Source organism: Blastococcus sp. SYSU D00868 (assembly GCF_054050575.1).
This window is the reverse complement of record NZ_JBJGZO010000004.1, coordinates 157,320-175,132: the sequence shown is the minus strand read 5'-3', so window position 1 is coordinate 175,132 and position 17,813 is coordinate 157,320. Positions and strand designations below refer to the sequence as shown.

Here is a 17,813-nt window from a genome sequence, read left to right as displayed (position 1 = left end):
AGGAGGTCCCCGTGCGCTCGCTCACCCGTCGTGACGTGCTGGCCGGCGGGCTGCTCGCGCTGGTCGGCTCGGCCGCGGTCGGCTGCGCCGGTCCGGCCGCCGTCGACCCCGACGGTCCGCAGGGGACGCTGCGGATCAGCGCCCTGCCCGAGCGCGAGCCCGACGAGCTGGGCCGGCTGTACCGGGCCGTCGCCGAACGGATGTCGGACCCGCTGCGCCTGCAGGTCGCCTACGTGCCGGCCGCCGACTACGACGAGTCGATGCGCCGGTTCCGCACCGGCGGGGTCGACCTCAGCTGGTTCCCGGGCCTGGCCGGGGTCCGCGCGCGGCTCCTGGCGCCGGGCGCCGTCCCGCTGGTCCGCCGGGACGTCGACACCGACCAGCGGTCGGTGTTCGTGGTCGGCGTCGCCGCCGGGCTCACGCCGTCCCCGGACCTCTCCCCGCTGGCCGGGCGGCCGTTCGCCTACGGCGAGGCGTCGTCGGTCTCCGGCCGGCTGATGCCCGCGTGGTTCCTCCGGGAGCAGGGCGTGGACCCGGCCGGCTTCCCCGGCGGCCCGGTGCTGGCCGGCTCGCACGAGGCGGTCGTGGACCGGGTGGCCGGCGGCGCGGTCGACGCCGGCGTGCTGAGCGCGCGGGTGTGGGACGAGCTGCGCGCGGCCGGGCGGGTCCCGCCCGAGGTGGTCGAGTACGCCCGGACCGAGGCCTACGCCGACCACTGCTGGCTGATGCACCCGCAGCTGCCCGCCCGGCTGGGCGGGGACATCGGCGCGCGGCTGACCGGCTGGTTCACCGGGCTGTCCGCGACGGACCCCGGCGACGCGGAGGTGCTGGACCTGTGCGGCGCCGGCGCGTTCGTCCCGGCCGGCCCGGCCGACCTCGACCGGCTGGAGGGGATCGCCCGGGAGCTCGGCCTCGTCGAGCCGTGAGCGGCTAGCGCCAGCGGGTCCGCAGCGACAGCGCGGCCAGCGCGGCGGCCCCGGCCGTGGAGGTGCGCAGCACCTCCGGCCCGAGCCGCACCGGCTCGGCCCCGGCGGCCCGGAAGGCGAGCACCTCGCCGTCGGTCAGCCCGCCCTCGGGGCCGACGACGACGGCCACCGTGCCCTCGGCCGGCACGTCGACGTCGGCGATCCGGGCGCGGGCCTGCTCGTGCAGCACCACGGCGAGGTCGACCTCGGCCAGCTCGCCGCAGACCTCCCGGGTGCTGGCCAGGTCGGCGATCTCGGGCACCCGCGGCCGGCGGGACTGCTTGCTGGCCGCGTGCGCCGCCGCGCGCCACTTGGCCACGCCCCTGGCGACGCGGTCGTCCCGCCAGCGGGTGACGCAGCGCGACGCGGCCCACGGCACGATCCGGTCCACCCCGAGCTCGGTGGCCAGCTCCACGGCCAGTGGGCCGCGGTCGCCCTTGGGCAGGGCCTGCACCAGCACCAGCCGCGGCTGCGCCGACGGCACCTCGAGCCGGGCCTCCACCCGGACCCGCAGCCCGTCGGGCCCCGCGGCGGCGACCTCGCCCTCGGCGACGGTGCCACGGCCGTCGCCGACGCGGACCCGCTCGCCCGGGGCCAGCCGCAGCACGTCGACGGCGTGCCGTCCCTCGGGCCCGGTGACCAGCAGCTCGTCGCCGCCGGGCAGCTCGTCCAGCAGGAACAGCGGGGCGCCGTCGAGCTCCGGCAGGCGCGCTCCCGTGCTCAGGGGTCCCGTGCTCATGCCCTCACTTCAACACGTCGCGCAGCCGCGAGAACAGCCCGCCCTGCCCTTCGGAGGCAGAGCCGGGGCGGTCCTCGCCGCGCAGCGTGGCCAGCTCGCGCAGCAGCTTCTCCTGCTCGGGGTCGAGCCGGGTCGGCGTCTCCACCTCGACGTGCACCATGAGGTTGCCGCGGCCGGTGGCCCGCAGCCGGGGGGCGCCGCGGCCGCGCAGGGTGAGCACCGTGCCGGACTGGGTGCCGGGCCGGATGTCGACGTCCTCCTCGCCGTCCAGCGTGGCCAGCGACAACGTCGTGCCCAGCGCGGCGGCGGTCATCGGCAGCGTGACCCGGCAGTGCAGGTCCTCGCCGTCGCGGGTGAACACGTCGTGCGGCCGCTCGGCGATCTCCACGTACAGGTCGCCGGCGGGGCCGCCGCCGGGGCCGACCTCGCCGTGGCCGGTCAGCCGGATCCGCATCCCGTCCTCGACGCCGGCCGGCACCTTGACCGAGATCGTCCGGCGCGCGCGGACCCGCCCCTCGCCGCCGCACTTGGGGCACGGCTCGGGGATGACCTGGCCGGTGCCGTCGCAGGTCGGGCAGACGCGGCTGGAGACGACCTGGCCGAGGAACGAGCGCTGCACGCTCTGCACCTCGCCCCGGCCGGCGCAGGTGGTGCAGGTGGCGGGGTGGGTGCCCGGGGCGGTGCCGCCGCCGGCGCAGGCGTCGCACAGGACGGCGGTGTCGACGGTGATGTCCTTCGTCGTCCCGAAGACCGTCTCGTCCAGGTCCAGCTCGAGGCGGATCAGGGCGTCACCGCCGGCCCGGGTGCGGCTGCGCGGGCCGCGCGCGCCCATGCCGCCGCCGAAGAAGGCGTCCATGATGTCGCCGAGCCCGCCGAAGCCGGCCGTGCCGAAGGGGCTGCCGCCCCCACCGCCGCCGGTCTCGAACGGGTCACCGCCGAGGTCGACGATGCGGCGCTTCTCCGGGTCGGTGAGCGCCTGGTACGCGCGGCTGACCTCCTGGAAGCGCTCTTTGGCCTCGGGGTCGGGGTTGACGTCGGGGTGCAGGTCCCGCGCCAGCCGCCGGTAGGCCTTCTTGATGTCGCTGTCGGAGGCGCCGCGGGCCAGGCCCAGCACGCCGTAGTAGTCGGTTGCCATGGAGGGGTTCTCGCCTCAGCTCTCGGCCAGCAACTGGCCGACGTAGCGGGCCACGGCGCGGACCGCGGCCATGTTCGTCGGGTAGTCCATGCGGGTGGGTCCCACGATGCCCAGGCCCCCCAGTGCCCGGTCGGGTGACCCGTACCCCACCGAGACGACGGAGGCACCGGTGAGCGCCTCGTGCGCGTTCTCCTCGCCGATCCGGACGACGACGCTCCCGGCGGCGTCGACCTCGCTGATCAGCCTCAGGACGACGACCTGCTCCTCGAGCGCCTCGAGCAGCGGGCGCACCGTGCCGGGGAAGTCCAGCGCGGTGCGGGCGAGGTTCGCCGTACCCCCGACGACCAGCCGGTCCTCACCGGGCTCGACGAGGGTCTCGATGAGCGCGGCGCTGACCGTGGCGACCAGCGACCGCAGGTGCGGCGGGGCCGACTCGACCAGCTCCGGCACCTTGTTGCCGGCCTCGGCCAGCCGGGCGCCGGTGAACGCGCCGTTGAGCAGCGCCCGCAGGTCGGCGACGGTGTCGGCGTCGACGTCCCCGGGGCACTCGACGACCCGCTGCTCCACCCGGCCGGTGTCGGTGATCAGCACGAGCAGCAGCCGGGAGCCGGCGACCTGGACGACCTCCAGGTGCCGCACGGCGCTGCGCGACAGGGTCGGGTACTGGACGACGGCGACCTGCCGGGTCAGCTGGGCCAGCAGCCGGACGGTGCGGCCCAGGACGTCGTGCAGGTCGACGGCGCCGTCGAGGAACTTCTCGATCGCCTTGCGTTCCGCGGCCGACAGCGGCTTGACCGCCGACAGCCGGTCGACGAACAGCCGGTAGCCCTTGTCGGTGGGCACCCGTCCGGCGCTGGTGTGCGGCTGGGCGATGTAGCCCTGCTCCTCGAGCACCGCCATGTCGTTGCGGATGGTGGCGGGCGAGACGCCGAGGTCGTGCCGCTCGGCGAGGGCCTTGCTGCCCACCGGGTCGTTGGTGGAGACGTAGTCCTGGACGATCGCCCGCAGGACCTGCAGGCGCCGTTCGTCGTGCGCCACGGTGACACCTCCCCGTACCGGTCGACGCGCCGTGCGAGCGGGTGGCAGCGCCTCGCCGGACCGCTCCGTCGCACCGTCGTCAGGGCTGGCACTCGCACGAACGGAGTGCCAGACCAGCATACGACCGCGGGACCACCCCGTCGCGCGGCTCGCGCGAGTCCGGCCCCTCCGGGGGGCTCGCTCGCCGGGCGCCGGCCGGCCGCCCGGCGGCGACGGCGCACCGGCCCGGCGGATAGGCTGGCGGGGAGTCGCAGCAGGTGCGCGGGCGGTCCGGACGGAGGTCGGTTCCCTGATCTTCAAAGCGGTGCGCGAGGGCCGTCCGTATCCCGAGCACGGGATGTCCACCAAGGACTGGGCGATGATCCCGCCGCGGCAGATCCGGCTGGACACCCTGGTGACGACCAAGCGCGAGCTCGCCCTGGACGCGCTGCTCGCCGACGACTCGACGTTCTACGGCGACCTGTTCCCGCACGCCGTCCTCTGGCACGGCGAGATGTACCTCGAGGACGGCCTGCACCGGGCGCTGCGCGCGGCGCTGCAGCAGCGCACCGTGATCCACGTGCGGGTGCTGGACCTCGACGCGCTCATGCCGGCCGAGCCGGCCCGCTGACCCCGGCCCCGGCCCCGCTACAGCCAGCCGCGCTCCTCGGCCACCCGCGCGGCCTCGACCCGGGTGCGCGCCCCGGTCTTCCCGATCGCCGAGGACAGGTAGTTGCGCACCGTGCCCTCGGAGAGGAACAGCCGGCGGGAGATCTCGGCGACCGTGGCGCCGTCGGCGGCCTCGCGCAGCACGTCGGCCTCCCGGCCCGACAGCGGGGTCGCGCCGATCGCCAGCGCGGCGGCGGCCAGCTCGCGGTCGATCACCCGCTCCCCCGCCACGACCGCGCGGATCGACCGGGCCAGCTCGGCCACCGGGGCGTCCTTGACCAGGAAGCCGGCGGCACCGACCTCCATCGCCCGGCGCAGGAACCCCGGCCGGCCGAAGGTGGTGAGGACGACGGCGCGCGTGCCCGGCACCTCGGCGGCCAGCGCCCGCGCGGCCTCCAGCCCGTCGCAGCCGGGCATCTCGATGTCCAGCAGCGCGACGTCCGGCGCGTGCGCGCGGGCGGCGGCCACCACCTCGTCGCCGCGGCCGACCTCGGCGACCACCTCGATGTCGTCCTCGAGCTCGAGCAGGGCCTGCAGCGCGCCGCGGACCATCGACTGGTCCTCGGCGATGAGCACCCGGATCACGGCGCCGCCACCGCGGCGGCGACCGGGACCCGCGCCGACAGCCGGAACCCGCGCCCGCCGGGGCCCGGTCCGGTGTCCAGCCGGCCGCCGAGCGCGGCCAGCCGCTCGTCCAGCCCGGACAGCCCCGCCCCCGCCGGGCCGGTCGGCCCGCCGCCCGGGCCGCGGCCGTCGTCGGTCACGGTGAGCGCGGCGCCGTCGTCGTCGGTGCCGACGGTGACGGTCACGGTGCGGGCGCCGCTGTGCCGCAGCACGTTGGTGGTGGCCTCGCGCACCACCCAGCCGAGCACCGCGTCGACCGCCCCGGGCAGCGCCGGCACCGCGTCCGGCGGGACGAGGGCGATGCCGGCGGCCGACAGGGCCGCGCGGGCCTCGGCCAGGGCGCTGCCGAAGCTCACCTGCCGGTAGCCGCTGACCGCGTCGCGCACGTCGGCCAGCGCGCGCCGGGCGGTGGCCTCGACGTCGGCCATCTCGGCGCGGGCGCGGGCCGGGTCGCGGTCGGCCAGCCGGCCGGCGAGCTCGCTCTTGAGCGCGATGAGCGACAGGCTGTGGCCGAGCAGGTCGTGCAGGTCGCGGGCGAAGCGCAGCCGCTCCTCGGCGACGGCGGCGCGGGCCAGCTCCTCCCGCGCGCCGGACAGCTCGGCGTTGAGCGTGACGAGGGTGCGGGTGCCCGACAGCGCGAACGCCGTCAGCAGGCACATCACCGGCAGGATGAACAGGCTGTCGAACGCGCCGTCCGCGGCGACCACCGCGGCGCACACCCCGGCGCAGGCCAGCACCGCCGGCCACACCCACCGCGCGGGCAGCGCGCCGGCCGAGGCGGCGGACACGTAGATCATCAGGCCGGCCCAGCCCGGGCCGAGCCAGGCGGCCAGCGCCACCCCGAGGACGGCGACGACGGCCAGGTGCCGCCAGGCCGGCGGCCGGCGGTCGAAGAAGCGGCCGAACACCACCAGGTAGGAGGCGGTGAAGGCGAGCAGCCCGGCGGCGGCGACCGCCTTCGCCCAGCCCGGCCGCGGGGTGGAGACCAGGTCCGCGACGGGGAAGAACTGGAACAGCAGCCACGGCACCGCCCAGCCGAGGCGCTGCCAGGCCGGCCGGCAGTCCATGGTCCGCGACGCTAGCGGCTCGGGCACGGCGCCCGGCCGGACCGCGGGTGGCTGCGCCGGACCAGGTCGAGCACCCACGCCGTCGAGGGTGCTGCGGCGGGCCGCCCGGCCGGTAGTGCGGGACGTCGCCGGTCTCCCCTGACATCCGTCAGGGGAGACCGGCGGGGCGGGTCAGTCCAGCGTCTTGAGGCTGCCGCCCGCGTCGACCGAGATGAACTGCCCGGTGACGTACCGCGCGGCGTCGGAGGCCAGGAACAGCACCATCTCGCTGATGTCCTCGGGCTCGATCCACGGCACCGGCATCGACTGCAGCGTCGCCATCGCCGGGGTGGCGTCCTCCTTCGTCGGGTTCTCCAGGTCGGGCCGGAAGACGCGGTAGAGGCCGTCGTTCTGCAGCAGGTCGGTGTTGCAGTTGGTCGGGTGGACGCCGTTGACCCGGATGAACTCCTTGGCCACCGCGGCGGCGGTCGCCTGGACGAAGGGCACCAGCGACCGCTTGGCCAGCGTGTAGGCGCTGCCGCTCTCCCCGATGCCGCCCTTCAGCAGCGCCGCGAGGGACCCGGTGACGATGACCGACCCGAAGCGGGGCAGGTGCGGCAGCCCGGCCAGCACGGTGTTGATCACGCCGACCAGGTTCACGTTGAGCACGTCGATGTAGTGCTGGCGGGTCTGCTCCGGGGCGTAGGAGGCGATGCCCGCGTTGGCGCAGATGACGTCGACCTTGCCGAGCTCGGCGATGCCGGTGTCGAAGGCCGCCTTCATCTGGTTCGGGTCGCGCACGTCGGCGATCACCTTCACCGCGCGCCGGTCGAGGGCCTCGATCGACTTGATGGTCTGGTCGAGCTCCTCCTGGGTGCCCATCGGGTAGCCGACGGTCTCGTAGTCCTGGCAGAGGTCCACGGCGATGATGTCCGCGCCCTCCTGCGCCAGGCGGATCGCGTGGCTCCGCCCCTGCCCGTGCGCAGCTCCGGTGATGAGCGCGACCTTGCCCTCGACCCGTCCTGCCATGTCGGCGTCCTCCCTGCTGCCGGGAGCGGGGCGACACCGCCCCGCGGGGACGGCGGTGCCGCCCTGTGACGCACCCAACACTCCCGCGGCGGCGCCGTCCAGAACCGCGTTCCTGCCGCTCTAGTCCGTGAGCTCCCGGACCAGCGCGTCGGCCAGCAGCCGGCCGCGGTCGGTGAGGACGGCGCGGCCGCCCGCGTGCGCCGCCGGGTCGAGCAGGCCGCGGGCGACGGCGTCGGCGGCCCGCAGCCGGCCGGCGCCGGACAGCAGGGTCAGCGGCAGCCCGTCGCGCAGCCGCAGGCCGAGCATGACGGCCTCCAGCGCGCGGTCGTCGACGTCGAGCAGCTCGGACCCGGCGGCCGGGCTCTCGCCCGCGGCGACCCGGGCGGCGTGCGCGGCCGGGTGCTTGAGGTTCCACCAGCGCAGCCCGCCGACGTGGCTGTGCGCGCCCGGGCCGATCCCCCACCAGTTGGCGTTCGCCCAGTACAGCTCGTTGTGCCGGCAGCGCGCCGCCGGGCCGGCCGCCCAGTTGGACACCTCGTACCACTCCAGGCCGGCGCGGCGCAGGGCCGCGTCGGCCTGCTCGTAGCGGTCGGCGAGGACGTCGTCATCGGGCATCGGCAGCTCGCCGCGGGCGATCCGGCGGGCCAGCCGGGTGCCCTCCTCCACGATGAGCGCGTAGGCGCTGACGTGGTCGACCGGCGCGGCCAGGACGGCGTCGAGCGAGGCCGCCCAGTCGGCGTCGGTCTCCCCCGGCGTGCCGTAGATCAGGTCGAGGTTGACGTGCCCGAAGCCCGCCACCCGGGCCTCGCGGGCGGCCTCGACCGCGCGCCCGGGGGTGTGCCGGCGGTCCAGCACGGCGAGCACGTGCTCGGCCGCGGACTGCATGCCGAGGCTGAGCCGGGTGAAGCCGCCCTCCCGCAGCCGGGCCAGCGACCGCGGCGTCACCGACTCGGGGTTGGCCTCGGTGGTCACCTCGACGTCGGCGGCCACCGGGAACAGCTCGCGGACGGCGGCGAGGACGGCGGCCAGGTCCTCGGCCGGCAGCAGGGTCGGGGTGCCGCCGCCGACGAACACGGTGGACACCTCCGGCCGGTCCGGGCCCAGCACCTCGGCGGCCCGCCGCAGCTCGGCGACCACGGTGCCGGCGTACTCGGCGCGGTTGGCCCCGGGGCCGAGCTCGTCGGAGGTGTAGGTGTTGAAGTCGCAGTAGCCGCACCGCGTCGCGCAGAACGGCACGTGGACGTAGAGGCCGAACGGGGTCGTCGTCAGCCCCTCGCGCGCCGCCTCGGGCAGCTCGAAGGGGGCGGCCGGCGGGGCGGGCAGCAGGGGCAGGGCGGCGTCCATCTGCTCCCAGTGTGCCGCGCCGCCGGCGGGTGACCGGCAGGATCGCGCTGTGACTCCCGACCCCGTGCTGCAGGTGTCGGTCGACCGGGGCGTCGCCCGGCTGACCCTGGACTCCCCCGCCAACCGCAACGCGCTGTCCCGGGCGATGCTCGCCGGCCTGCGCCGCGCGGTCGACGACGCCCTGGCCGACGACGAGGTGCGGGTGCTCGTGCTCGACCACACCGGCCGGGTGTTCTGCTCGGGGATGGACCTGTCGGAGGCCGCGGGCGCCGGCGCGGAGGACCAGGGCGTGCTCGCCTTCCCCGAGCTGCTGACCGCGCTGTGGGAGGCCCCGAAGCCGGTGCTCGCCGCCGTCCGGGGGCCCGCGCGGGCCGGCGGCATCGGCCTGATGGCGGCCTGCGACGTCGTCGTCGCCGGGGCCTCGGCGACGTTTGCGATCAGCGAGGTGCGGGTCGGACTGGTGCCGGCGGTCATCTCGGCGGTGCTCGCGCCGCGGATGGCGCCGCACCGGCTGCACCGGCTGGCGCTGACCGGGGAGGTGTTCGGCCCCGACCTCGCGGTGGACGCCGGGCTGGTCGACCTCGCGGTGCCCGACGAGGAGGTCGACGCGACCGTGGACGCGCAGGTGGCGGCGCTGGCGTCGGGAGCTCCGGCGGCGCTGGCCGAGACCAAGCGCCTGCTGCGCTCGGGCGGGATGCGGGGCTCGTTCGAGGAGCTCCAGCGGGTCTCGGCCCGCTTCTTCGCCGGCGAGGAGGGGCAGGAGGGCATCGCCGCGTTCCGCGAGAAGCGCCCGGCCCGCTGGGTGCCCTGAGCGCCGGACGGGCAGCGACCACGTCGTCCGCTCACGGCCGCCACGCAGGTCTTGCCCGGTCGCCGGGCGGCGCGGACCCTGCGGGCATGACCGACCCGGAGGACCCGCGCGCCCGGTTCCGGACGCTGCCCGAGCCGGTGTCCCCCGAGGACACCGTCGAGTCCCTCGACACCTCGACGCTGCCCGAGTCCGATGAGTCGGAGGACCGCGCCCGCATGCTGCGCGAGGCCGGCGGCGCGTAGGCCGGCGGGTCCATCGACCCTGCCGACCCGGGGACGACGCAACTAGGTTGCGCGACATGGGTGCCCGGCTGGCGGCGTATCTCAGCTACCGCGACGCACCCGCCGCCCTGGGGTGGCTGCAGGCGCTCGGCTTCGACGTGGTCCGCCGGGCCGACGGTCCGGACGGCGGGGTGGCGCACGCCGAGCTGCGCTGGGACGACGTCGTCCTGATGGTGGCCGGCTACGACGCCGACTACCGCCGCCCGCCGCTGGTGGGCCGCTCGACCGGGGGCGGGCTCTACCTCGTCCTCGACGACGCCGCCGCGGTGGACGACGGCTACCGGCGCGGGATCGAGGCCGGCGGGCGACCGGTGATCGCGCCCGAGGATACCGAGTGGGGGACCCGCCGGGCCCGGCTGCTCGACCCCGAGGGCGGCGAGTGGAGCCTGGGCAGCTACGCCCCGGGTCTCCCCGGCGAGGGCTGGTAGCCGCCCTCCCCCGCGGTGCTGCGCCGGTGCCCACCCGGGGTGGGCACCGGCGCGGCGCTCACGGGGAGGGACGCAGCCGGCGGGTGGCGTCGGGCAGCCGCTCGGTGACCCCCCGCGCGTCCAGCCACTCCATGAGCGGGACGGCGACCCGGCGGCTGGTCCCCCACGCGCCGCGGGCCTGGCTGAGCGTGAACGGCGCCGGGAGCCCGGCGAGCCGGCGGCGGGCCTCCGCCTCGACCCCCGGCGCGAGCACGACGCCGTCCGCCACGCGCACCAGCTGACCGGCCCGCACCGCGGCGGCGAGCTCGCGCGGACCGAGCCCCGCGGCGGCGAGGTCCCCGGCCTCGGGGGCGGCGAAGGGGTCCGCGGCGAGGCGGGCGCGCACCGCGTCCACGGCGCGCTGCACCGCCGGCGGCAGCCCGGCCGCCGCCTCGGCGACCCGGCCGCCGGCCAGGGTCAGCGGCGGCCGCACCACCGCCCGCACCAGCTCGTCGTCGGGCAGGTCCAGCTCCCGCCGGACGACGGCCACCGGCGGGCCGGGCTCCAGCGGGTGCGCCGACCGGTACGCCGCGACCACCGCGGGCAGCGCCACGGCCAGCTCGTCGAGCAGGCCGGGCGCGACCAGCCACGGCCCGAGCCGGTCCGCGCCGGGCGGCGCCGGCCAGCCCATCGCGGCGGCGTCGGCCGCCCGCACGACCCGGCGGCGGGCGAGGTCGGCCGCGGCCCCCGCCGGCCCGGCCGGCTGGGCGGCCAGGTCCGCGGCCCGCCGCCGCGCGGCGCCCCGCCGGCGCAGCTCGGGCGGGGCCACGTCGCGCACGTCGGCGCCGGCGACCCGGCGGGCACCGGGGTCGCGCAGCAGCAGGCGGTCGCCGATCCGCAGCGGCAGCGGCGCGGCCAGCCGCAGCCGCACCGCCGTGCCCCCGAGGGGCCGCACGCGGGCCGGCACCGCCGCCGACCCGACGTGGGCCACCAGTTCGGCGGGCAGCCGGTCCTCCGGCTCGGCGGCCAGCGAGACGTCGACGACGTCGGTGGGCCAGAAGGCGCCGGGGGTGAGCAGCGCGTCGCCGCGGGCGAGGTCCTCCACGGCCACGCCCCGCAGGTTCAGCGCCACCCGCGCCGTCGCGGTCGCCCGCTCCACCGGCTCCCCCAGCGACTGCAGCCCGCGCACGCCGACCTCCCGGTCGCCGAGCAGCAGCCGGTCGCCGGTGGCGATGCTGCCCGCGGCCAGGGTGCCGGTGACCACGGTGCCGGCGCCGCGGATCGGGAAGGCGCGGTCGATCCACAGCCGCACCGGCGCGGCCGGGTCGGGGGTGGGCAGGCCGGCCAGCAGGGTCTGCAGCCCGGCGGTGAGCTCCGGGACGCCGGCGCCGGTCAGCCCGCTGACCGCCACCCCGGGGACGGCGCCCATCGAGGTGCCGGCCAGCCGCGCGGCGGCGTCGGCGAGCACCGGCGCGGGGTCGGCGGCGTCGGCCTTGGTGACCGCCAGCAGCGCGTGCCGCACGCCGAGGGCGTCGAGGACGGCGACGTGCTCGGCGGTCTGCGCCGACCAGCCGTCGTCGGCGGCGACGACCACGAGCGCGGCCGGGACCGACCCGACGCCGGCCAGCATGTTGCCGACGAACCGCTCGTGGCCCGGCACGTCGACCACCGCGAGCCGGCGGCCCGAGGGCAGCGTCGTCCAGGCGAAGCCCAGGTCGATCGTCAGCCCGCGGCGGCGCTCCTCGGCCCAGCGGTCGGGCTCCATCCCGGTCAGCGCGCGGACCAGCGTGGACTTGCCGTGGTCGACGTGCCCGGCGGTGGCGACGACGTCCATGCGCGCGTCCCCCCGCGCGGCTCCGCGGGTCACCGGGCGGCCGCCGCGAGCACCGCGGCGGCCAGCGCGTCGTCGTCCCCGGGCGGGACGCTACGCAGGTCGAGCAGCGTGCGGCCGGCCTCGACGTACCCGACGACGGGCGGCGAGCCGGCGCGCAGCGGCGCGGCCAGGCCCTCGGGCAGCGAGACGGCGGCGCTGGGCAGCGGGTGCTCGGGCGCCCCGCCCCCGCCGACCCGGGCCGCGCTGTCGACCGCCACGGCGTCGAGGCCGGCGCCGGCCAGCCGCGCGGCCAGCGCCGCCGCCCGCGCCCGCAGCCCGGCGACGTCGGCGGCGAGCATCGCGCGGACCGGCGGCAGCGGGCCGCGCAGCGTGGCCTCCAGCGCGGCCAGGGTCGTCTTGTCCACCCGCAGCGCGCGGTAGAGCGGGTGCCGGCGCAGCCGCTGCACCAGGTCGGCCCGGCCGAGCACCAGCCCGGCCTGGGGGCCGCCGAGCAGCTTGTCCCCGGACGCCAGCGCCAGGTCGGCGCCGCCGGCGAGGGTGGTCTGCAGGTCGGGCTCGCCGGGCAGCGCGGGGTCGGGGGCGGGCAGGCCGGAGCCGACGTCGGCCACCAGCGGGACGCCGGTGCCGGCCAGCGCCGCGGCCAGCTCGCCGACCGGCACCGCACGGGTGAACCCGCGGACGACGAAGTTCGAGGGGTGCACCTTGAGCACCGCGCCGGTGTCCGAGCCGAGGGCGCGGGTGTAGTCCTCGGCGGTCACCCGGTTGGTCGTCCCCACCTCGCGCAGCCGCGCGCCGGTGGCCTCCAGGAGCTCGGGGATGCGGAAGCCGTCGCCGATCTCCACCAGCTCGCCGCGGGCGATGACCAGCTCGCGGCCCTGCCCGAGGGCGGTGGCGACCAGGGCCAGCGCGGCGGCGCAGTTGTTCACCACGAGCGCGGCCTCCGCGGCGGGGACGGCGGCGCGCAGGGCGGCGAGCGCGGCCTCCCCCCGGGGCCCGCGGCGGCCGGTGGCCAGGTCGAGCTCGACGTCGGTGGTGCCGGCGGCGGCGGCCACCGCGGCGACCGCGGCCGCCGACAGCGGGGCTCGGCCCAGGTTGGTGTGCACCAGCACGCCGGTCGCGTTGAGCACCGGCCGCAGGCTCGCCGCGGTGTCGGGCAGCGCGGCCAGGACGGCGGCCACCGCGTCGGCGGGCGCCACCTCGCCGGCGCGGACCCGGTCCTGCACGCTGCGTATCGCGTCCTTCACCAGGGGGCGGCCCAGCCGCGCGATCACCGGCACGAGTTGCCCGTCGGCGAGCAGCGCGTCGGTGCGGGGCACCTGCCGGCGCGGGTCGGCACTCATCGACTGCGGAGCGTAGGCGCCGGGCCGGGGATCGGCCCGGCGCCGGGACGTTGGCGGAGGCGGACGGGAATCGAACCCGCCTGACCGAGCTGCTCGGCCACGTCGGCTTTAGAGGCCGCGGGGGCCACCAGGCGCCCTGACGCCTCCGTCGACCACACTACTTGCCAACGCCTCTCCGGCGTGTCGCACGGCGTGTCGCAGACTTTCTGCGGCCACTCGGCGTCGCGCCGCGGGAACTGTCGGTGGCCGGTGTCAGCATCCCCGATGTGAGCCGCCGCACCCAGTCCCGCCACGCCGCGTCGCTGCCGCCGGTCACCCTGGCCCCCGAGGAGGCCGCCGCCGTCGCCGTCGCCCTCGCCGCCCAGCCCGACGGCGCCTACGCCGAGGCCGGGCGCGCCGCGCTGGAGAAGGTGCTCGCCGCGCTCGAGCCGGATCCGCAGCGCCGCGCGCAGATGCTGGCCACCAGCCTGTGGGTGAGCGCCGAGGCGTCGCGGTCGGCGGAGCTGCGGGCGGCGGCCGAGCAGGCGGTCACCCAGCGGCGGGTCGTCGTCGTGCACTACCGGGACGGCCGGGGCCGCGCCAGCCGCCGGGAGGTCGAGCCGCAGCTGGTGACCCGCAGCGCCGACCACTGGTACCTGGTGGGCTGGTGCCGGGAGCGGCAGGCGCCGCGCTGGTTCCGGGAGGACCGCATCGAGTCGGTGGAGCTGACCGGCGAGACCGCGCCGCGGCGCGACCCCGGGCTGTTCGGTGCCCCGTCGACCACCCACCCCGCCGGCCGCGCCCTGGGCCGGGGCGCCGCCACGGGCATCCCGGCGAGCCGGGTGCCGGCCGAGGCGCACCCGCCGCGGCTGACGGTGCTGCGGGGCGGCCGGGAGGACTGAGGGAGGACCTCCCTGCCCCCCACCGCTCGCACGCTCGCGGCGGGCCCCTGCAGGGAGGCCGTCCGACCGGCGGAGACCTAGGTTGGGGCGGTGACCAGCGCGCCCACCCGGATCCGGCTCACCCAGTACGCGCACGGCGGGGGCTGCGCCTGCAAGATCCCGCCCGGCGAGCTCGAGCAGGTGGTCGCCGGGCTGACCCTGGGCAGGCCCGCCGCCCCGGCGGCCGAGCTGGTGGTGGGCCTGGACGACGGGGACGACGCCGCCGTGGTCCGCATCCCCGGCGGCCAGGGGCTGGTGCTCACCACGGACTTCTTCACCCCCGTCGTCGACGACGCGTACACGTTCGGCCGGATCGCGGCGGCCAACGCGCTGTCCGACGTCTACGCCATGGGCGGCACCCCGGTGGTCGCCGTCAACCTGCTCGGCTGGCCGCGGGACGTGCTGCCGGCCGAGCTCGCCGCCGAGGTGCTGCGCGGCGGGCTCGAGGTGGCGCAGGAGGCCGGCTGCCACGTGGGCGGCGGGCACTCGATCGACGACCCGGAGCCCAAGTACGGCATGGCGGTCACCGGCCTGGTCGACGTCGACCGGCTGGTCACCAACGCCGCCGCCGTCCCGGGGACGGCGCTGTCGCTGTCCAAGCCGCTGGGCGTGGGCGTCCTCAACAGCCGGATGAAGGCCACCGGCGAGGCGTCGGAGGAGGCCGTCGCCTCGATGACGGCGCTCAACCGCGAGGCCGGCGCCGCCGCGGTCGCCGCCGGCATCCGCGCGGGCACCGACGTGACCGGCTTCGGGCTGCTCGGGCACCTCTACAAGATGGCCCGGGCCAGCGGGGTCACCGCGGTGGTCGACGCCGCCGCCGTCCCCTACCTGGCCGGCGCCCGCGAGGCGCTGGCCGCCGGGTTCGTCTCCGGCGGCACCCGCCGCAACCTGGACTGGGTGCGCCCGCACGCCGACCTGTCCGCGGTGTCCGAGGACGAGGCGCTGCTGCTCGCCGACGCGCAGACCTCCGGCGGCCTGCTGCTGGGCGGTGAGGTGCCGGGCGCACCGGTGATCGGCGAGTTCGTGCCGCGCGGCGAGCACGTCGTCGTCGTCCGCTGACTCCTCGGCGAGATCTGCACACTCGTCACCATCAGCGGCTGATGCCGTCGAGTGTGCAGATCTCGCCGGAGAGGGCGGAACCCCGTCGGCTAGGTTCCGGACCCATGCTGGCTGCCTTCGTCTCGACCCCGTCCCCGGAGGACCCGCTCTCCGTGCTGGAGATCGGCGACCGTCCCGAGCCCGAGCCGAAGGAGGGCTGGACGACGGTGCAGGTGAAGGCCGTCTCGCTGAACCACCACGACCTGTTCAGCCTGCGCGGCGTCGGCCTGCCGCAGGAGCGGATGCCGATGGTCCTGGGCACCGACGCGGCCGGGCTGGACGAGGACGGCAACGAGGTCGTCGTGCACGGCGTCGTCGTCGGCACCCCGGGCTGGACCGGCGACGAGACGCTGGACCCCAAGCGGACGCTGTTCTCCGAGCTGCACCAGGGCACGATGGCCGAGCGGGTCGCGGTGCCGCGGCGCAACCTGCTGCCGAAGCCGGCCGAGCTGTCGTTCGCCGAGGCCGCCTGCCTGCCCACCGCCTGGCTGACCGCCTACCGGATGCTCTTCGTGCGGTCCGGCCTGCGACCTGGCCAGACCGTGCTGGTGCAGGGCGCCAGCGGCGGGGTGGCCACCGCGCTGGTGGTGCTCGGCAAGGCCGCCGGCTTCCGGATGTGGGTGACCGGCCGCAGCGAGGACAAGCGCGCCGCCGCGCTGGCGCTCGGCGCCGACCAGGCCTTCGAGTCCGGCGCCCGGCTGCCCGAGCGGGTCGACGGCGTCATGGAGACCGTCGGCGCGGCGACCTGGTCGCACAGCGTCAAGTCGCTCAAGCCCGGCGGGGTCATCGTCACCTCCGGCGCGACCACCGGCTACGACCCCGGCGCCGAGCTCAACCGGGTGTTCTTCACCCAGCTGTCGGTGATCGGCTCGACGATGGGCACCCGCGACGAGCTGGCCGACCTCATCACCATGTGCCGGACGACCGGCATCCGGCCGCAGATCGACGTCGAGCTGCCGCTGGCCGAGGCCCGGGAGGGCTTCGCCCGCATGCTCGAGGGCCGCACCAACGGGAAGATCGTCTTCACGCTCTGACGAAGGCCCCCGTCCTCCTCCCGCCCCGCTCCGCGCGGCGCGAGCCTCGGGACGGGGCCTGAGCGGGCCGGGCTCCCCTCGGGGGGGCCCGGCCCGTCGCGCGTCCGGGATCAGCTGGCGGCCCGGGTGTAGTGGCCGGCCTGCAGCACGCCCTGCGGGTCGTAGGTGCGCACCACCTCGGCCAGCCGGGCCAGCGTCTGCGGGTCGTAGGACCGGCGGGCCGAGACCGCGTCGTGCGGGATGCCGAAGTTCGGCCACACCCCGCCGGTGTCCCAGTCGGCGAGCGCGGCGAACAACCGGTCGGCGTGGGCCAGCGCCGCGGCGGCCGCGTCGGCGTCCGCGGCGACCCCGACCGCCAGCACGCTGAACCGCGCGTCGCGGTGGCTGAACGCGTTCGGGTGCCGCGGCGGGCGGGCGTAGGCGCCGCCGAGGTGCCGGACCTCGACCATGACCTGCGGCGAGCCGGACCCCGGCCCGGCGACGGCGAACAGCCGCTGCGCCGCCTCCGCCGGGAACGCGTCCAGCAGGATCGCCGGGTCGGTGACCGGCATGGGGTCGACCGGGTCGGCGTGCACGTGGTCGATCTCCGGGTAGGGCCGCAGCATCGCGTCGTCCAGCACGACCGGCGCGAGGGCGCGGATCTCGTCGAGCAGCCGCTCCCCCTCGGCCGGGTCGCCGGTCCACAGGAAGCGGACGCCGAGGGTCATCCGGCCGGCCAGCGGCGGGGGCACCTCGGGCAGCGGCGGCAGCTGGAAGAGGACGAACGACGTCGTCGCCTGCTCGGGCAGCGCGTCGGCCCACCCCCGCCAGCGGTCGACCACGGCGGCGGCGTCGGCGCCGTCGAAGTACACCGCGCCGCCGTAGAACTCCGGCAGCCGGATCAGGTCGAACTCGATCGCGGTGACGATGCCGGCCGCGCCCTTCCCGCCGCGCAGGGCGAAGAACAGGTCGGGGTGCTCGCTGGCGGTGACCCGGCGGAACTCGCCGTCGCCGGTGACGACCTCGAAGGCGCGGACCCGGTCGGCGGCCAGCCCGTACGTGCGGGCCAGCGGGCCGACCCCGCCGCCGGTGGTGTAGCCGACGATGCCCACGTCGGTGGTGGAGCCGTTGAGCGCGGCCAGGCCGTGCGGCGCCGCCTGGGCGACCAGGGCCGACCACTTCACCCCGGCACCCACCCGCGCCCAGCCCTCGGGGTGCACGGTGATCTCGTCCAGGCCCCGGGTGGCGATCAGCAGGTGCCCGGCCAGAGAGGCCTCCGCGCCGTGCCCGGTGGCCTGCACGCCCGCGGTGAGCCCGTGCTCGCCGGCGAACCGGACGGCGGCCACGACGTCGGCGGCGGTGCGGGCCTCGACCACGGCGGCGGGCCGCATGGGCACGGCCAGGTTCCACGGGGTGGCCAGGGCGTCGTAGCCGGGGTCGCCGGGCGAGTGCACGGAGCCGGTCAGCCGCTGCGCGAGCAGCTCGTAGGGGGCGCCGGCGAGGACGGGGGCGTCGAGGGTGGTGGTCACGGTGTCCTCCGG

General features: G+C 77.4%; 18 protein-coding genes and 1 tRNA gene. 8 read left to right on the top strand and 11 right to left on the bottom strand.

Annotated elements, in window-relative coordinates; genetic code table 11:
• Positions 1-11 precede the first annotated feature (11 nt).
• A complete protein-coding gene (locus ACI79F_RS05520) occupies positions 12-926 on the top strand; it encodes a PhnD/SsuA/transferrin family substrate-binding protein (RefSeq protein WP_456543862.1) in 915 nt (304 codons plus the stop codon).
• Between the two features lie 4 nt (positions 927-930).
• On the opposite strand, the gene ACI79F_RS05515 is transcribed toward ACI79F_RS05520, so the two are convergent.
• Genes ACI79F_RS05515 through hrcA form a run of 3 tightly spaced genes read right to left on the bottom strand, consistent with a single transcriptional unit; the run spans position 931 to position 3,877 of the window.
• A complete protein-coding gene (locus ACI79F_RS05515; protein WP_456543863.1) occupies positions 931-1,704 on the bottom strand; it encodes a 16S rRNA (uracil(1498)-N(3))-methyltransferase in 774 nt (257 codons plus the stop codon).
• Between the two features lie 4 nt (positions 1,705-1,708).
• Positions 1,709-2,839: a molecular chaperone DnaJ gene (gene dnaJ / locus ACI79F_RS05510; RefSeq protein ID WP_456543864.1), complete on the bottom strand. Its 1,131-nt coding sequence runs from the start codon at positions 2,837-2,839 to the stop codon at positions 1,709-1,711.
• A gap of 15 nt (positions 2,840-2,854) precedes the next feature.
• Entirely contained in the window at positions 2,855-3,877 is a 1,023-nt protein-coding gene (hrcA, locus tag ACI79F_RS05505; RefSeq protein ID WP_456543865.1) for a heat-inducible transcriptional repressor HrcA, read from the bottom strand.
• A 1-nt stretch (position 3,878) separates the two neighbouring features.
• Here hrcA and ACI79F_RS05500 point away from each other — a divergent pair, with 1 nt between their 5' ends.
• Entirely contained in the window at positions 3,879-4,487 is a 609-nt protein-coding gene (locus ACI79F_RS05500) for a type II toxin-antitoxin system VapB family antitoxin (RefSeq protein ID WP_456578885.1), read from the top strand.
• A 17-nt stretch (positions 4,488-4,504) separates the two neighbouring features.
• On the opposite strand, the gene ACI79F_RS05495 is transcribed toward ACI79F_RS05500, so the two are convergent.
• The 4 genes from ACI79F_RS05495 to hemW all read right to left on the bottom strand — a co-directional run bounded on the left by ACI79F_RS05495 (position 4,505) and on the right by hemW (position 8,568).
• Positions 4,505-5,110 carry a response regulator transcription factor gene (locus ACI79F_RS05495; RefSeq protein WP_456543867.1) on the bottom strand — a complete coding sequence of 202 codons (606 nt, stop codon included), beginning with the start codon at positions 5,108-5,110 and terminating at the stop codon, positions 4,505-4,507.
• On the bottom strand, positions 5,107-6,216 hold the full coding sequence (locus tag ACI79F_RS05490) for a sensor histidine kinase (RefSeq protein ID WP_456543868.1): 1,110 nt from the start codon (positions 6,214-6,216) through the stop codon (positions 5,107-5,109). The genes ACI79F_RS05495 and ACI79F_RS05490 overlap by 4 nt, the downstream gene beginning before the upstream one ends.
• A 171-nt stretch (positions 6,217-6,387) precedes the next feature.
• Positions 6,388-7,224 (bottom strand): mycofactocin-coupled SDR family oxidoreductase, encoded by an 837-nt coding sequence (locus ACI79F_RS05485; RefSeq protein WP_456543869.1) that lies wholly within the window; start codon positions 7,222-7,224, stop codon positions 6,388-6,390.
• Between the two features lie 120 nt (positions 7,225-7,344).
• Positions 7,345-8,568 (bottom strand): radical SAM family heme chaperone HemW, encoded by a 1,224-nt coding sequence (gene hemW, locus ACI79F_RS05480; RefSeq protein ID WP_456543870.1) that lies wholly within the window; start codon positions 8,566-8,568, stop codon positions 7,345-7,347.
• A gap of 49 nt (positions 8,569-8,617) precedes the next feature.
• Between hemW and ACI79F_RS05475 the strand changes: the two genes are divergently transcribed.
• From ACI79F_RS05475 to ACI79F_RS05465, 3 genes are all read left to right on the top strand, one after another.
• Entirely contained in the window at positions 8,618-9,379 is a 762-nt protein-coding gene (locus ACI79F_RS05475; protein ID WP_456543871.1) for an enoyl-CoA hydratase-related protein, read from the top strand.
• A gap of 86 nt (positions 9,380-9,465) precedes the next feature.
• Complete coding sequence (locus ACI79F_RS05470; protein WP_456543872.1) at positions 9,466-9,621, top strand: hypothetical protein; 156 nt, start codon at positions 9,466-9,468, stop codon at positions 9,619-9,621.
• A 56-nt stretch (positions 9,622-9,677) separates the two neighbouring features.
• Positions 9,678-10,088, top strand: a complete 411-nt coding sequence (locus ACI79F_RS05465) for a VOC family protein (RefSeq protein WP_456543873.1) — start codon at positions 9,678-9,680, stop codon at positions 10,086-10,088.
• A 58-nt stretch (positions 10,089-10,146) separates the two neighbouring features.
• Here the strand turns inward: ACI79F_RS05465 and selB are convergent, their stop codons facing one another.
• The 3 genes from selB to ACI79F_RS05450 all read right to left on the bottom strand — a co-directional run bounded on the left by selB (position 10,147) and on the right by ACI79F_RS05450 (position 13,388).
• Positions 10,147-11,901 carry a selenocysteine-specific translation elongation factor gene (gene selB, locus ACI79F_RS05460; protein WP_456543874.1) on the bottom strand — a complete coding sequence of 585 codons (1,755 nt, stop codon included), beginning with the start codon at positions 11,899-11,901 and terminating at the stop codon, positions 10,147-10,149.
• A 29-nt stretch (positions 11,902-11,930) separates the two neighbouring features.
• The gene (gene selA / locus ACI79F_RS05455) at positions 11,931-13,241 is read right to left on the bottom strand and encodes an L-seryl-tRNA(Sec) selenium transferase (protein ID WP_456543875.1); all 1,311 of its coding nucleotides are present in this window, start codon (positions 13,239-13,241) and stop codon (positions 11,931-11,933) included.
• Positions 13,242-13,292: 51 nt separating this feature from the next.
• A tRNA-OTHER gene (locus tag ACI79F_RS05450) sits at positions 13,293-13,388 on the bottom strand.
• A gap of 119 nt (positions 13,389-13,507) precedes the next feature.
• Here ACI79F_RS05450 and ACI79F_RS05445 point away from each other — a divergent pair.
• The 3 genes from ACI79F_RS05445 (at position 13,508) to ACI79F_RS05435 (ending at position 16,293) form a co-directional block, all read left to right on the top strand.
• On the top strand, positions 13,508-14,122 hold the full coding sequence (locus tag ACI79F_RS05445; protein ID WP_456543876.1) for a helix-turn-helix transcriptional regulator: 615 nt from the start codon (positions 13,508-13,510) through the stop codon (positions 14,120-14,122).
• Positions 14,123-14,212: 90 nt separating this feature from the next.
• The gene (gene selD / locus ACI79F_RS05440; protein WP_456543877.1) at positions 14,213-15,220 is read left to right on the top strand and encodes a selenide, water dikinase SelD; all 1,008 of its coding nucleotides are present in this window, start codon (positions 14,213-14,215) and stop codon (positions 15,218-15,220) included.
• Positions 15,221-15,324: 104 nt separating this feature from the next.
• Entirely contained in the window at positions 15,325-16,293 is a 969-nt protein-coding gene (locus ACI79F_RS05435) for a zinc-binding dehydrogenase (RefSeq protein ID WP_456543878.1), read from the top strand.
• Between the two features lie 110 nt (positions 16,294-16,403).
• Here the strand turns inward: ACI79F_RS05435 and ACI79F_RS05430 are convergent, their stop codons facing one another.
• Positions 16,404-17,801, bottom strand: a complete 1,398-nt coding sequence (locus ACI79F_RS05430) for an FAD-binding oxidoreductase (protein ID WP_456543879.1) — start codon at positions 17,799-17,801, stop codon at positions 16,404-16,406.
• Positions 17,802-17,813 lie beyond the last annotated feature (12 nt).